This window comes from Arthrobacter sp. LAR12-1-1.1, from assembly GCF_040676555.1.
Lineage (GTDB): Bacteria > Actinomycetota > Actinomycetes > Actinomycetales > Micrococcaceae > Arthrobacter.
Genome location: NZ_JBEGIG010000012.1, coordinates 111,045 through 125,883, shown reverse-complemented (window position 1 = coordinate 125,883; position 14,839 = coordinate 111,045). Strand labels below are relative to the sequence as shown.

Annotated in this window: 12 protein-coding genes and 2 pseudogenes; 9 read left to right on the top strand and 5 right to left on the bottom strand. The window is 58.1% G+C overall.

Annotated features, from left to right (window positions below):
- Positions 1 to 331: 331 nt before the first annotated feature.
- Positions 332 to 670: pseudogene (locus tag MRBLAR12_RS08640) on the top strand (IS110 family transposase); the annotation flags it as partial.
- Positions 671 to 822: 152 nt separating this feature from the next.
- Positions 823 to 1,197, top strand: coding sequence for a transposase (locus tag MRBLAR12_RS08635; RefSeq protein WP_364745967.1), 375 nt, complete (start codon positions 823 to 825; stop codon positions 1,195 to 1,197).
- Between the two features lie 203 nt (positions 1,198 to 1,400).
- Here the strand turns inward: MRBLAR12_RS08635 and MRBLAR12_RS08630 are convergent, their stop codons facing one another.
- From MRBLAR12_RS08630 to MRBLAR12_RS08615, 4 genes are all read right to left on the bottom strand, one after another.
- Entirely contained in the window at positions 1,401 to 2,492 is a 1,092-nt protein-coding gene (locus tag MRBLAR12_RS08630; protein WP_364745204.1) for a hypothetical protein, read from the bottom strand.
- A gap of 342 nt (positions 2,493 to 2,834) precedes the next feature.
- Positions 2,835 to 3,716, bottom strand: a complete 882-nt coding sequence (locus tag MRBLAR12_RS08625) for a glycosyltransferase family 2 protein (protein ID WP_364745201.1) — start codon at positions 3,714 to 3,716, stop codon at positions 2,835 to 2,837.
- Positions 3,717 to 3,771: 55 nt separating this feature from the next.
- Positions 3,772 to 4,896: a glycosyltransferase gene (locus MRBLAR12_RS08620; protein ID WP_364745198.1), complete on the bottom strand. Its 1,125-nt coding sequence runs from the start codon at positions 4,894 to 4,896 to the stop codon at positions 3,772 to 3,774.
- Positions 4,893 to 5,465: an acetyltransferase gene (locus tag MRBLAR12_RS08615; RefSeq protein WP_364745964.1), complete on the bottom strand. Its 573-nt coding sequence runs from the start codon at positions 5,463 to 5,465 to the stop codon at positions 4,893 to 4,895. The genes MRBLAR12_RS08620 and MRBLAR12_RS08615 overlap by 4 nt, the downstream gene beginning before the upstream one ends.
- Positions 5,466 to 5,574: 109 nt before the next feature.
- On the opposite strand from MRBLAR12_RS08615, the gene MRBLAR12_RS08610 reads away from it, so the two are divergent.
- From MRBLAR12_RS08610 to MRBLAR12_RS08580, 7 genes and pseudogenes are all read left to right on the top strand, one after another.
- Positions 5,575 to 6,819, top strand: coding sequence for a glycosyltransferase (locus tag MRBLAR12_RS08610; RefSeq protein WP_364745196.1), 1,245 nt, complete (start codon positions 5,575 to 5,577; stop codon positions 6,817 to 6,819).
- Between the two features lie 46 nt (positions 6,820 to 6,865).
- Entirely contained in the window at positions 6,866 to 7,894 is a 1,029-nt protein-coding gene (gene gmd, locus MRBLAR12_RS08605) for a GDP-mannose 4,6-dehydratase (protein ID WP_364745193.1), read from the top strand.
- Complete coding sequence (locus tag MRBLAR12_RS08600; RefSeq protein WP_364745190.1) at positions 7,894 to 8,868, top strand: GDP-L-fucose synthase family protein; 975 nt, start codon at positions 7,894 to 7,896, stop codon at positions 8,866 to 8,868. Before gmd ends, MRBLAR12_RS08600 begins: the two co-directional genes overlap by 1 nt.
- 62 nt (positions 8,869 to 8,930) lie before the next feature.
- Positions 8,931 to 10,367, top strand: coding sequence for a sugar transferase (locus MRBLAR12_RS08595; protein WP_364745187.1), 1,437 nt, complete (start codon positions 8,931 to 8,933; stop codon positions 10,365 to 10,367).
- A gap of 634 nt (positions 10,368 to 11,001) precedes the next feature.
- Positions 11,002 to 12,345, top strand: a complete 1,344-nt coding sequence (locus MRBLAR12_RS08590) for a DUF4012 domain-containing protein (protein ID WP_364745961.1) — start codon at positions 11,002 to 11,004, stop codon at positions 12,343 to 12,345.
- Positions 12,346 to 12,512: 167 nt separating this feature from the next.
- Positions 12,513 to 13,115: an LPXTG cell wall anchor domain-containing protein gene (locus MRBLAR12_RS08585; RefSeq protein ID WP_364745184.1), complete on the top strand. Its 603-nt coding sequence runs from the start codon at positions 12,513 to 12,515 to the stop codon at positions 13,113 to 13,115.
- Positions 13,116 to 13,419: 304 nt separating this feature from the next.
- Positions 13,420 to 13,803 (top strand): annotated as a pseudogene (locus MRBLAR12_RS08580) (VanZ family protein); the annotation flags it as partial.
- Between the two features lie 95 nt (positions 13,804 to 13,898).
- Here MRBLAR12_RS08580 and galU read toward each other — a convergent pair.
- Positions 13,899 to 14,789 (bottom strand): UTP--glucose-1-phosphate uridylyltransferase GalU, encoded by an 891-nt coding sequence (gene galU / locus MRBLAR12_RS08575; RefSeq protein ID WP_364745179.1) that lies wholly within the window; start codon positions 14,787 to 14,789, stop codon positions 13,899 to 13,901.
- Positions 14,790 to 14,839 lie beyond the last annotated feature (50 nt).

The window sequence follows — 14,839 nt, the reverse complement described above, 5'->3', positions numbered from 1 at the left end:
TTTCGTTCGGGCGGGCACCGTATGACTCACAAGCGCGGGAGCTGTATCCGACGCTTCCTCAGCAGTTGCGGGCGTGTGAGGGAGGTCGCCGCGGGCGCACCAGTTAGCGCATGACGGTTCTCCCGGGTGGGATGCCCGGCCTGGTGACTCGGCTGGTGGACCGGCAACGACGGGTTGTCCCATCGCACGTATTCGATGCGAGGAGGAGAACCATCATGCAGGATCAGGATAAGCCCGCCGGGCTCGTGCGGGCAGTGGCAGGTATCGACGCGGCCATCACGGCACGGCACCATATCGCGGTGCGGGAGTTTTTGATGACGGAACAGAGCATCTGAGCCGTTTCACGGTCGACCCCACCCTGGCCGGGCTGGACCGTCTGTCACAGCGGCTGGCCGCCGTGCAGGCACCGGTGACCGCGCTCGTGGAACCAACCTCGATGACCTGGCTGGCGCTGACCCTCGCTGTCGAACGGGCCGGCGGTCAGATGGAGATGATCGGTGCCCGGCACTCCTCACGGCTGCGCGGGGCCATCATGGGCAAGAACAAATCCGACGTCATCGACTCCGAAGTGCTCACCCATGCCGGGGAGATCTTCGACCCGCCACCGCTGGTGCTGGCATCTCCGGGACAGCTGGCGCTGCGGCGGGCCGTGGTCCGCCGGGCCGGGGCCGTCATTGACGGCAACCGGTACTGGCGGCGGCTGTTGTCCCTGGCCCGGCGGGCCTTCCCCGAGGTATGGTGGCTCTCCGCGGTTCGTGGTGAGCCGACAAGCTTGGGCCCACCGGATGCTGCTCCTGCGCGCCGGCGACACGCTCACCGGAAATTCAGCCCGCTGCCTGGCCGAGGTCTTCGCCGACGACGACTCCACCGGCAAGCTGCAGGCCGTGTGGAAGGTCGAGGAAACAGCTGGGGGCGCTACTCCGGACAGGATCCCTCGCCGACGCCGCAACCGCGAAAGAGGAACTCAACATCTTGGTCCAGGCCGCCGGACGGCCGGAAACGAACAAGCTCTATCGCACCGTCTGCCGGTGGTGGAATGAGATCGAAGTCCTCATTGTCACCGGCGCCACAACCGGCAAGGTAGAAGCTAATGACACCGGCATCAAGCACATCAATCGCACCGCCCGCGGCTACCACAACGCAGGGAACTACAAATCGGTTATTCTCATGAGAAGTGCCGCCCGGACGGCGGCATGACACTCATCCGGGAATCACTTTCCCCATGAACCTTGAGGAGCCGGCAAGCGACGGTCCGCCTGGCAGGTCAAGGAACAGCTCAGGGCCCTGCTCGCTACCGGATCAGTGGCAGGCGAAGCCGCGGTGAAAGACCGCATGCAGTCGCTGGTCGAACAGGATCCCCATTTCCCAAGGTATATTTCCGTAGATTCCGAATTCCTACATTAAATCATGTCTAATGTGAAGACCGCTGCACCGAGCAGCGCAGTAATGGCGAGAGCGCCATATAGCGCCTGCCACGGCGCGCGACGACCAATCGCCATGTAGGAAACGGCCACCATAACGAACTCGCGAACGACTATACCAATGCCTAGGGCCTGGAGGCTCAATAGTGAAAGCATCGACAGCGGCAGTGCGATTACTATGCTCACAAACGGACCGATAAGCGCGCGCTTACCTGTGTTGAATCGAACATGATAAACAGCGGCACTCCATGAAAGCACTGATGGCACCACGCTTAGGCAGAGAAGCGGGACAATTTCCAAGGCTGGCCGCCAGCTTTCGGAAAGTATCGGGATTAGCACCCATTTGTTAGCACACGCCGTCAGCACCGCGGCAGCTGCGGCCAGAATCATCCCTCTCAATAGGACTTTCGTGCCCAGCCGCTCCGCGCGTGATGCTGGTGCGGAGGCCAGTTCGGCGCGCAGAAGGTTGGCGTTTGAAGACGCGACAGCATCCCCAAGCGCCCGAGAAAGTGATGCACCAAGGGAAAGCACGCCAAGCGTATGACTGCCCGCGACCAATCCCACAAAAAGTCGGTCGGTTTGCCCTTGGCCCCAAGCCAGGCCAGAGTAGACCGCCATCGTCCTATAGTCCTTTCTCGACCTATCAGAGCGACGATCTATCCGATTTGGCAGCCCCTTTGCTGCAACGCTGCACCAGATCGCCATGACAATCTCGACCGTCACGGCGCCAAGCGATGCACCGAACGGATTGGCGTACACAACTACCAGCGGCACGCCGACAATGATCGCAAACAAGCTGGCCAGCACTTGCCCCGTGGCTAAGGATCGCCAACTGTGAGCGGCCTGCATAGCACCAATATTCCAGATGTTCCATGCCATGACGGGAGGCCCAAGTAGAAGGGGCAATAAGCACAGAACCGTCATCCGCCGCTCACCGTCCGACGTCAGCCAAAGCAGCAGGATCACACTTGCCATGCAGATTGGCGAAACAAAAACCACAATTCGTTGATATCGTCGAACGAACTGCAGACCTTTGTCAGATTTGATCGCCGAAACGACAATCTGCCTCATTGTCGAGTCCGTAACAGCCGTCAAAGCCGTATATGCGAGAATTCCCCAAGCGTACACTCCCACGACTTCCGGAGAAGTGCGCCAGGCCAACAAAAGCATTAGAACGGATGTCGAAGCTCGAGGTATCAAGCGCTCTAGTAGGGACCACACAGACCGAATCAACAGAGCATCCCAACCGATTTGAAATCGAGCGGACACACTGACCTAACTTGCGGGCACAATATCGCAGCAGACGACACGGGGGGGACGCGGAAGTTGTCGAACAACAACGAAAGACTGCTTGCCAATGAGAAGGAAGAGTTCGGTTGAGGGCATGAAATGTCATTCACTCCGCATTTTGGTCTAACGCTCATTTAGCGATCGCAGGCCGTGAAACGGACCATAAGCATTTTTCTTAAGCAGGGTTCGATAATAATATCGCAAGGGAGGACGAAAATTCGATAGCAGTTCAGGTAAAAGATAAGATAATGACTCAATATCTCCATCGCCGCCCCCGGCGCCAGGAAGCCGGCTAGGCCCTCCGGGAGCTAGGCTATCCAATAACCCCAAGTACGAATTAAATAGCCCTGGCTGCGTGAGTATTCGATCCATATACCCCTCTTGGCTAGAAACTTGCGAATCACTTAGTCTGTAAGCCAAGCAAGGCACGCCGATGCGGCGAAAGCGGGCACCTCGAGATGCTGCGCGCAACCACAATTCGTAGTCTTGGGCAAGTCGAAAATCCCCGTAGCCACCTACCATTGACAATACAGAACGACGTGCCACCATGCTTGAATGTGTCAAAACATTATGAAATGCCAATGACGTGCGCGTCTCTCGGTCCGTATAACTCAGGGGCAGTGTTGGCTTCCTGAGTAGGCTTCCCTTGGAGAAGCGAAAACTGGCGGAAAAACAAAAGTCGGCGGCGTCCATTTGATCGAGTTGATAATTGAATCTCCAAGGCATAGAAACGTCATCCGAATCCATGTTTATTACAAATTCACTATCGGTTGACTCAAGTATATTCTGCCGAGCACGCCCGCTACCGACGCTCATTTCGGCACGAATCACGCTGACCTTGCCGGACCCAGCTCTAAGAGCCTCCTCGCCGGTTCCATCGACGCTGCCATCGTCCCACACGACGATTTCTGAATCAGATGGCAGCCCCCTCATCACCGATGATACAGCGAGCCCAATGGTCTCCGCTGAATTCTTTGCGGCCATAATAACCGTGTATTTCGGCACTGACTACCAGCCTCTCTCCTGCTTTTATCCGAGGTGTCACGACATACCGCGCAGATTACTTAAGTTCAGGGTTTCTTCGATCCAGAATTTCTCTATATCCATTCACTAACTGATTCGTAACGGCTCTTATTCCAAAATGTGACTCCAAGGCGCCTTGTGCATTCCGGACAAGCTCAACCCTCCGTGATGAATCGACCAGTACCCTGGCGGTAGCATTTGCCAGCTCTTCAGGGGAACCGTCAGTAACCTCTGCAGCATCCAGAGCGGAAAGAATCTCAGAAAGTCCAGAGTCCATCGTCGTGACCACAGCCGTCCTGGACACCATCGATTCTAAGACTGTCATGGGGAAGACCTCACCATAGCTAGGGAGCACAAAGACTCCTGCCTTCCGTAGAAGTCCAATTGACTGGCCGGGATTAACCGATCCGCAGTACTTGACAAGCAAATCAAGGTCGTGCGTTCTGACTAGGTGCAGCATCTCGTCCAAGTCACCCTCGTCCGGACCATATACTTCCGCCCGGAATCGTACACCCTGGTCACGTAGAAGACGGCACATCTCGACAAAAGCCAACACTCGTTTCCTGGGGTGTAACCTCGCCAAGAAAACAATCAGATGAGGGTCGCGAATATCCTCCGGGGAGTCCAGCACGTCTTTTATGCCGTTCGCGAGGGATTCAATCGCAGCGCCACGCTTCGCTATCGAAGCAATTCGTAATTCCTCTTCATCCGTAAGCACATATACTCTTTCAGCATGCCTCAGCACCGGTATCGTAAAAAGTGAATCAAATAATCTGATAGAAATTGAGGATCTTAAAGTGATCATCCCGTGAGTCTGGACTACGAACGGAAGTTTCCTGAGCATTGCAATTATCGCCGCAGACATGGATACAAAATCTCTACCCAAATGAATATGAAGTATCTCGCGTTGAGGCCTGGGGCCGATCATTTCCCATAGCACTCGCGGAGCAAAAATGAATTTGAATCCTTTTCCCAATTTCCAAACCCGTCCAAAGACGTGGGAAACTGTAGAATTCAAGGAAACGTGGCCGTCCCATCCTGCTACTAGGCCACAGATGACATCTTTTTCTTTCAAATCATCCAGTTGGGCTAAGGCTACTGCGGTGGGCCCACCGAAGGAACCATCTTCCGAAACGTAAGTAAGTACGTGAGTAATTCTCAACTGATGAAATCCGATTCTTCGACAAAACGATATGCATAATGCTCGGCTGGATTACCTCTGACCATACTGTTCGCTGCAACTATCCCTGAGACGACGCTCATGGGTGCCACAAATGATGATTCACCGAGAAACGATCCCCCGAGAATAATTGATCTGGATGTCACCCACGAACCGTCCGCTATTTTGACTGGCTTAGTAAGCAGCGCCATGTCGCGCCGGAACGCATGACTCCCCGTGGTTATGAATGATTCCTGAGAGACAACAACGTTGGCACCTATCGTGACCTGATCCTGATTATGGATCCAGACACCTTCGCCAATCCAACTGTTGTTTCCAACTTTGAGTTTCCAAGGGAACTTCACCCTTGTTCGGGGTCTAAATATGACGCCATTTCCTATCTCGGCTCCAAATAGCCGGAGAACCGCGGCCCTCAGACCCGAGCTCACTTGCCACGGGTTGGTTACGAATATCAGTTCGACTGCGGCCCAAAGATAGACGACTGCCTTCGGTCGGCCCCATGACGCCCCCTCGCCCGGAGCGCGGGACAGGTCAATGACCCTCGTTGACATGTTCACGTGGACTGCATCCCCATTCATTAACTCCCGGGTGTGACGTTGACTTGGCTTGATTGGCACGCTTCGCATCTGAGCAAGGACGCTTCGCACTATTCTTACATCTGTGAATCGACCAAATCTGCGCATAACTATCTTGGGATTGAACTACGCTCCCGAGCCAACCGGCAACGCTCCCTACACTTCAAGTCTTGCGGAAGGCCTGGCTGCGGCCGGCCATACGGTCCGCGTACTTACGGGGTACCCACACTATCCCGAGTGGACTCTGAGGAAGGGATATTCAGGCTGGGCACGTTCGGAAGTGATTAATGGCGTCCAAGTCCAGCGGCTACGTCACCACGTTCCGTCCGCCCCAGGTCCGTTGTCGCGTCTGCATATGGAACTGAGTTTTGGTCTCCGGCTCGTTTTTGCGCGCTGGGAGAAGCCAGACGTGGTACTGGTCGTCAGTCCTGCGCTCTTTTCAAGTGCGCTAGCTATGGTGCGCGTGAAATTGTCCCCGGGCCGCCCAGCCCTCGGAATCTGGGTGCAAGATCTCTACAGTCGTGGCGTGACCGAGACCGGCACCGGGGGGAAGAAGTTGGCATGGCTTTCCACAGCCTTGGAATCCCTGATACTACGATCGGCTGACGGAGTGGTGGCAATCCATGATCGCTTCAAACAACACATGGTCACCTCACTCGATGTGTCTTCGGATGACGTCAAGGTAATTCGAAACTGGACCCATCTGCCGCCCGCTCCAAAATCATGCCGGCAGGAAGTCAGATCCCGCCTCGGCTGGGCCCCGGAAGAAACGGTGGTTCTTCACGCTGGGAACATGGGCAAGAAGCAGGGGCTGGCGAACGTGGTCAACGCCGCCAGGCTGGCGCAGGAGCAAGAGAGTCCCGTTCGTTTCGTCCTGATGGGTGATGGCAATCAGCGACGTGAGCTGCAGACCATGGCCACGGACTTGCGCCACCTTCAATTCCTGCCCCCTCTCCCGGGGAGCGACTTCATGGAGGCCCTAGCGGCAGCCGACGTCCTCCTAGTCAATGAGTTGCCTGGAGTGAGGGACATGGCCGTCCCCAGTAAGCTCACCTCCTACTTCAATGCCGGAGTTCCGGTAATTGCCGCCACTGACGAGGGAAGCGTGACAGCCGGGGAGCTCGCGGCCTCCAGAGGTGGTATCCGTGTTGACGCGGCAGATCCGCAGGCTCTACTTGAAGCTGCCGAGGGACTCTGGAATGACAAACACGCCGCGAACGCGATGGGATCCCGCGGCCTTAAATTCCGACACGAAACATTGTCGGAGTCCACTGCCATCAGCCACTATGATGATTTCATTACAAGTCTGGCATCGTCGCGCGGCCGATAGGTCGGGCGATTCTTTTGTCACGCAACTTCTTCATTTGGGGGATACCATGGCCAAGCGCGCTCTGATCACGGGTATAACGGGACAGGACGGGTCCTATCTAGCCGAACTGTTGTTGTCCAAGGGTTACGAGGTTCACGGCCTCATCCGACGGGCATCCACGTTCAATACCGCCCGTGTGGATCACCTCTATGTGGATCCGCACGATCCGAAGGCCAGACTGTTCCTGCACTATGGCGATTTGAGTGACGGTGCGCGACTCGTCACGCTGCTTGCGGAGATCAAGCCGGACGAGGTCTACAACCTGGCGGCCCAGTCTCACGTGCGAGTTTCCTTTGATGAACCGGAGCATACGGCTGACACCACTGGTGTCGGCACGATCCGTCTCCTGGAGGCGGTTCGTATGTCCGGAATTGAGACCAAGTTCTACCAGGCGTCCTCCTCCGAGATGTTCGGCGCCACGCCTCCCCCACAGAACGAGGACACTCCGTTTTATCCCCGGTCCCCCTACGGCGCTGCGAAGGTATACAGCTACTGGATCACCAAGAACTACCGTGAAGCGTACGGGATGTACGCGGTGAACGGCATCCTCTTCAACCACGAGTCACCCCGACGCGGTGAAACCTTTGTCACGCGCAAAATCACCCGCGCGGTGGCCGCGATCAAGGCCGGCAAACAAGATCTGCTCTACATGGGCAACTTGGACGCAGTTCGTGACTGGGGCTACGCCGCCGAGTACGTCGAAGGCATGTGGCGCATGCTGCAGGCTGACGAGCCCGATGATTTTGTGCTGGCCACAGGTGGCAACTACACCGTTCGTGACTTCCTCCAGATCTCCTTCGAGCATGCCGGCCTCAACTGGGAGAACCACGTGCGTTTCGATGAGCGCTATCTGCGCCCGACAGAGGTAGACGCCTTGGTCGGAGATGCGTCGAAGGCCCAGGAGAAACTCGGTTGGAAGGCCTCCGTTCATACACCGGAACTAGCTCGAATTATGGTAGATGCCGACATCGAGGCCTTGAAGCACGCAGGAAACCACTGGATCGACAGCGTCAATCTCGAAAGCTGGAAGAACTGATGGTGACGGAGTCCAGTTTCCGTCCAAGCAAGCTTGACCGGACTTCAACTTTCTACGTTGCCGGCCACCGTGGACTTGTCGGATCGGCAATCTGGCGAAACCTTGAATCCGAGGGCTTCACGAACATCATCGGTCGGTCGTCGACGGATCTCGATTTGAAGGACCGCGAGGCAGTGTTCCGGTTCTTCGCCGGGACCAAGCCCCGCTATGTGGTGCTGGCTGCAGCCAAGGTTGGTGGCATTCTTGCCAACAACACCTACCCGGTGGACTTTCTCAGCGAAAACCTCCGTATCCAGGTAAATGTTCTAGACGCTGCGGTGGAACACGGTGTTGAACGCCTCTTGTTCCTAGGGTCCTCATGCATCTACCCCAAATTCGCGGAACAACCTATTCGGGAGGACTCACTCCTAACCGGGCATTTGGAGCCCACCAACGACGCCTACGCCATCGCGAAAATCGCTGGAATCATGCAGATCCAGGCCATCCGCCGTCAGTATGGCTTGCCGTGGATCTCGGCAATGCCCACGAACCTCTACGGCCCCGGGGACAACTTCTCCCCGGAAGGCTCGCATGTCCTACCTGCCCTTATCCGCCGCTACGACGAAGCGGCCAGGTCTGGAGCGGAAAGCGTCAGTAACTGGGGAACCGGAACGCCTCGGCGCGAGTTCCTGCATGTGGACGATATGGCTGCTGCTTGCCTTCACCTGCTAGAGAATTTCGACGGCGCTTCCCAGGTGAATGTTGGGACGGGAACAGACGTCACCATCAAAGAATTGGCGTCCCTCGTTGCTGATGCCGTCGGCTACAAAGGCGTTATTGATTGGGACAGCTCCAAGCCTGACGGAACCCCACGTAAGTTGCTGGATGTTTCCAAGCTGACAGGGGCCGGCTGGTCAGCTTCAATCGGGCTCCAAGAGGGTGTTCGCGAAACTGTAGATTGGTATCGCGCGAACTTTGCTTCGGTCCGCAGCTAATTAACACCGTCAGCGCACAACTGAATGCGTAATCCAGAACTTCAAAAAGTGGGGGGAATCTGATGCCTGCGGGCGGAGATTGGCGTGCTCGGTCTTCCCGGCGTTTGCGGGTGGTCGATGCTTTTGTCGTAGTTTGGGCGGTGGTGGGAGCCTTCATTATCCGTTTCGGCGTGGAACCGGATTTCGTTGTCGCGGGTCAGGAATTCGCCTATGCCTGGCTTTCGGTCGCCTTGGCTATCGTTTGGTGGGTCATGCTCGGGGCCTGGAACAGCCGACAGACTCGAAGTCTCGGTTCTGGCCCCGACGAATACAAGCGGGTCGCTGCGGCCTCACTCTGGCTATTTGGTCTGATCGCTATCGTCTCCTACGTCCTCCGCGTCGATACCGCACGAGGATACGTTGGAGTTGCGCTACCGGTCGGGCTGGTTGGTTTGCTCCTTGGACGTTGGCTTATTAGGCAGCACCTAAATATCACCCGACAGCGCGGCCACAGCATGTCGCGATTGCTCATTTTGGGCGGTCCAAGCGCCGTCGCACATCTCGCAGCGTCCCTAGAACGCGCAAGGCACGCCGGCTATCTGCCAATCGCGGCGTATACCCCGGGAACTCATGCGGGACCCGGCGTAGAACCGGAGTCCGGTTTGCCAGTACTGGGACACGAGCCTGACGCGCGTTCCATCATGAACGCAATTGAGGTCTGCGGCGCAGACGCCGTGGCCGTTTCCGCTGGGGTTCAACTCCATCCTCAAACCCTGCGCCACCTTGGCTGGGAGTTGGCCTCTCGCAATATCGGGTTGATCATGGCCCCAGCGTTAACTGACATTGCGGGGCCGCGGATTCACACTCAACAGGTTGCCGGATTACCGCTGATCCATGTGACGACACCTACTCTGGCCGGTGGCCAGGGCGTAGCAAAGCGGCTGTTTGACGTCCTCGTGTCAACCGTCCTGATCGTCGTCTCCGCACCGATCATGCTAACCGTAGCCGTGCTCGTAAAGATGGAAAGCCAGGGGCCCGTCCTCTTCAAGCAAGAGCGAGTGGGGATGGAGGGCGAGCATTTTGAAATGCTGAAGTTCCGGTCAATGGTGGTGGACGCCGAACAGCGACTGGCGGAGCTCGCGCAATACAGTGACGGGAGCGGTCTCCTCTTCAAGATGAAGAGAGATCCCCGCGTAACACGCGTTGGGAGATCCATCAGAAAATTCAGCTTGGACGAGCTCCCCCAGCTCTTCAATATCTTCGGTGGCTCCATGAGCCTGGTTGGTCCGCGCCCCCCTCTGCCTACGGAAGTGGCAGCCTACGAGCATGATGTTCGCCGCCGACTCCTGGTTAAGCCTGGCCTCACGGGTCTTTGGCAGGTGAGTGGGCGCTCGAATCTATCGTGGCAGGACTCAGTCAGGCTTGATTTGTATTACGTGGAAAACTGGTCGCTTGCTGGCGATCTCATGATTTTACTGAAGACCTTTCGTGCCGTTTTTCGTGGCGCAGGCGCCTACTAAGCCACCAAGCAGACGCCCTTCATAGGCAAGGAAACAAACAATGCGAACATCTGTAATTGGCTGTGGCCACCTAAGTCTGGGGCTTCCGTAGGCGATGATTGACACCCAAGAGGCGCCAGAGGACGGCAACGGCCATCCCGAGCAGAAGAGGCGGACACAGCAGACACAAGCCCGAAAATTGCCGCGCCGTTACATAGTCCTTTCCTCGTCCCTAGCGCTCACTGCGGTGCTCAGTGTGGCGGCGGCATGGCTTGGTACACGAGCCACCGTCATCAAGGACGAACTTGAAGCAACCGCGCAGCTGATCCCCGTCCTCAAAGCTAGTATTGCCAACGACAAGCCACAGGAAGCAAGAGAGACTTCGGACCGGCTTCGTTCCCACACAGCCACAGCACGGGAGGCAGCCGGCGATCCGCTGTGGTCCTTGGCCTCTGCTATTCCGTGGTTAGGTCCAAATTTCAGCGCCATTACAGAAGTCGCACGATCAGCAGACGACGTTGCCACGTTGGGCGTAGACCCGCTCGTAAACGTATTCGAGTCCCTCAGCTGGGAGGGATTGCTGCCGAGCAGCGCGGGCACGAATCTGGAACCCCTACGACAGGCTTCCCCCAGCGTTTCGTCCGCCGCCCACGCCGTGCGGGCATCGGCCGAGCGAATTGACGGAATCGAGACTAGCGGTTTGCTCCCTCAGGTGGCTGAACCCCTGGCGCGCGCCCGCGAACAGCTTCGGAGCGTCACCGGTGCGCTGGATGCAGCTGCTAGTGCCGCAAAAGTGGCCCCAGGCCTGTTGGGGTCAGATGGCCCGCGCAGTTACTTGCTGATGATCCAAAACAACGCGGAATCCCGGGCCTCTGGGGGCATTCCGGGGGCCTTGGCGGTCTTGACGTTCGATCACGGCAAGCTGACGCTCGGGGCCCAAGGCAGTGCCTCGGGGCTCGGCGTCTTCTTCCCCGTATTCCCTGCGGACCCTGAGCAGGCGCAGATCTACTCGGCACGCCTGGGCGAGTACATGCACGACGTCAATCTCACCCCGGACTTTCCCACTGCGGCAGCCACAGCGCAGGCCATGTGGGAGAAGAGGACCGGGCAGCAGGTGGACGGCGTCCTGTCCCTGGACCCCGTGGCGCTGGGCTATATCCTGGATGCAACCGGGCCCGTGCGGATAACTGATCCCGGGCTGGCCGCTGCAGCCAAGATCGGGCTCCCGACCGAACTGACAGGTAAGAACGTTGTGCAGACCCTGGTCTCAGACGTCTACGCGAAGATCGAACGCCCTGAACTGCAGGACGCCTATTTCGCGGACGTGGCCAAGGAGGTCTTTGGGGCCCTCTCCAGCGGCAAGGGTGAAGCTAGGGGCTTGATCAAGGGCATCACCCGCGGTGCGGCGGAAGGCCGGGTTCTTGTCTGGTCCGGCGCGGCCAATGAACAGGCCATCATCGCGAATTATCCGCTTAGCGGATCAATCGCGGGCAAGAGTGTCGCCCCCGCACAGTTCGGCGTCTACTTCAACGATGGCACCGGAGCCAAAATGGACTACTACGTCAAACGGACTGTCCAGCTCGTAAAGGAATGTACCGGTGACGACTACGGTCAGGTCAAGGTCCGCATCACGAGCACCAACACAGCCCCTGCCGACGCAGCAACGTCACTTCCTGCCTATGTCACTGGAGGGGGCATCTTCGGTGTGCCAGCCGGGACAGTCCAGACCAACGTGATTGCCTACGGTCCGGTCCAGGCCAACGTGGAAACAGCCACCGTGGACGGCACGAAGACCGACTTCGCCGCCCACCGCCACGCCGATAGACCTGTGGGAACTGTCACCCTCACCCTGGCCCCCGGTCAGAGCAGCACGGTAGACCTGACCTTCGGCAAAATCGTCCAGCATACGGAACCGACCGTGGTTGTCACGCCCACCGTCCAGCCCGTCAAGGACGTCATCATGGCCACCGAGAATTCCGCCTGCGGGGCGGGGACGTAAATGCCACGTTAACAGTAAGTAAAGCGACTTGATTCACTTTGGTCACATTCGTTTTAGATGCTAGTCTCTGCATGGGCTTATCAAATGAGATTTCAATCCGCGGCCGCTCGGGGGGCCGGAAATCTCCACATCGCGTGACACACGAATTTACGGTCTCAGGGGGACACATGAAAAAAACACTTGCAACAATCGCGCTCGCAGGCTCCATCGCCCTCATCGGCGCATTTCCGGCAGTCGCAGCGGATAAGTATCCGGCACCGCCCGCAAACGCCGCCGTTTCTGACGGCGTGGTTGGCCCAGGCGCTGACTTCGTCTTCCGCGGCAAGGGCTTTAAGGCTGGCGAAGGCCTCGTCATCAAGGTCACGCCCGGGACCAAGCCTGCATCGACGGGCGCCAGCGTCAACGGCCGCGGAATGAGCGTCACCGGCAAGATCACGCTGCCGCTGGCACCGCAGCAGTTGTCCGCTAAGGCAGATGCCAATGGCGCCTTCGCCCTCCCGCTCAGCATCAGCGAGCCGGGCGTATACACCATCACCGCGACCGGTTTGGAGTCTGGCGTCACCGCTACCTCGAGCATCACGGTGGAAGGCGCCGCAGTGGCGCCCGCCTCCACGACCACCACGACCTCCACCTCGACAAGCGGACTGGCCAACACCGGCGCTGACTCCAACCTCATGATCTGGTCCTTGGTTGGCGCAGGTGCATTGGCAGCCGGCGCGACCTCTGTTGTGGTGGTTCGCCGCCGCGCCAAGGCAGAGGTTGCAGCCTAGGCCTCAGGACAACACGCACTAAAGTTGGTGGTGTGGTTCATTGGGAAACCGATGAACCACACCACCATTTTATGTTAAACACGTCACACGGTCTGTCATGGACCCATTGTGGTATTTACTAGGGTTATGGGGAGACCTGAATTTACGGGGAGACATTGGCGCATAAGAACAAGGCGATGGCGGCCGCACTTTTCCCTGCCGTTGCCAACGCCGCAGGCACTCCCTTATTTCCTTCTAACGCTCCTGGCGGCAGCCGCGCTCGGGACAGCGACCCTGGCCATTCTGAAGTCCTCCTAGGGCTGGTTTGAGGACGCTGCTGCGGCCCCGGCTCTGGCAAAGAGTCCTGGGCGGTGCATTTATCCTGCTGGCACTCATCGGATTTTGGCCCAGCCCCGTGGACCGGCCCGTCCAGGGCGAAATTGCCGGGACCCTGCTTTTGCTCCATGCGTACGGAATTCCTGGCTGGATCAACTACGCGTTCATAGAGGCCATCGCAAACGTGGTGCTCTTTATTCCCGTGGGCATCGCGGCCACCTTGGCTTTTCCGCGCAGGAAATGGTGGCAGAACGCGGCCCTGGGGCTCCTAGTCTCCGCGTGCATGGAACTCGGCCAGTTACTCTTCCTCAGTAGCCGCTATGCAAGCCCGCTGGACATTATGACGAACAGCGCCGGCTGCGCGGCAGGCACTCTGTTGGCAGCCGGTGTGCTCAGAGCCGTAAGAACCCAACAGGCCCAGCGCCTGTCAGCGCCGGACCAGCCGAAGTATCGCATTTAGATTGCGGTTTAGTTCACGAATTCCTTCAACCAGGACTTCAGCTCTTCACCGAACTCCACGCGTTCCGAGGCGATGGAAATAACCGCCTTCAGGTAGCTCAGCTTGTCTCCGGTGTCATAGCGGCGGCCCCGGAACACCACACCGTAAACGCCTCCGCCGTCGCAATCGGACACGGCCAAGGTCTGGAGGGCATCAGTCAGCTGGATCTCCCCGCCGCGGCCCGGCGGAGTGTCCTCCAGGACGTCGAAGATCTCGGGGTGAAGAACATACCGCCCGATCACTGCAAGGTTGGACGGAGCGTCCTCCACAGCGGGCTTTTCCACCAGGCGGTTCACCCGGAAGTAGTCCTCGCCTTCCACCACGGAGATGTCCGCGCAGCCGTAGGCGCTGATCTGGGACGGATCCACTTCGATCAAGGCGACCACCGAGCCGCCGGTCCTGGCCTGGACCTCGATCATGGTGCTGAGCAACTCGTCGCGCTCGTCAATAAGATCGTCGCCAAGCAGGACGGCAAAGGGCTCGTTTCCCACGTGCTGGCGGGCACACAAGACAGCGTGGCCCAAGCCCTTGGCGTCGCCCTGGCGGACGTAGTGCAGCGGCCCCAGGTTGGAGGCGTGCTGCACTGCCTCCAAGCGGTTCAGATCGCCCTTGAGCTCCAGCGTCCGCTCCAAGGCCGGGGCACGGTCAAAGTGGTCCTCCAGGGCCCGCTTGTTGCGCCCCGTGATCATCAAGAGGTCCGTAAGGCCTGCCGTGACGGCTTCCTCCACCACATATTGGATGGCCGGCTGGTCAACCACCGGCAGCATTTCCTTCGGCATTGCCTTAGTGGCGGGCAGGAAGCGTGTTCCCAATCCGGCAGCAGGAATGACGGCTTTTCTTACTGATTTCCCCAAAGTCATAGGTGAACCCTACAAATCAATCGTACAAAGTCGCAATCGTGACCTCAAAG

Excerpts from the sequence above, each read along its gene's own strand:
- MRBLAR12_RS08630 (WP_364745204.1), bottom strand. The coding sequence starts at position 2,492 with ATGAGGCAGATTGTCGTTTCGGCGATCAAATCTGACAAAGGTCTGCAG.
- MRBLAR12_RS08615 (WP_364745964.1), bottom strand. The coding sequence starts at position 5,465 with ATGTCAACGAGGGTCATTGACCTGTCCCGCGCTCCGGGCGAGGGGGCG.
- gmd (WP_364745193.1), top strand. The coding sequence starts at position 6,866 with ATGGCCAAGCGCGCTCTGATCACGGGTATAACGGGACAGGACGGGTCC.
- MRBLAR12_RS08600 (WP_364745190.1), top strand. The coding sequence starts at position 7,894 with ATGGTGACGGAGTCCAGTTTCCGTCCAAGCAAGCTTGACCGGACTTCA.
- MRBLAR12_RS08595 (WP_364745187.1), top strand. The coding sequence starts at position 8,931 with ATGCCTGCGGGCGGAGATTGGCGTGCTCGGTCTTCCCGGCGTTTGCGG.
- MRBLAR12_RS08585 (WP_364745184.1), top strand. The coding sequence starts at position 12,513 with ATGAAAAAAACACTTGCAACAATCGCGCTCGCAGGCTCCATCGCCCTC.
- galU (WP_364745179.1), bottom strand. The coding sequence starts at position 14,789 with ATGACTTTGGGGAAATCAGTAAGAAAAGCCGTCATTCCTGCTGCCGGA.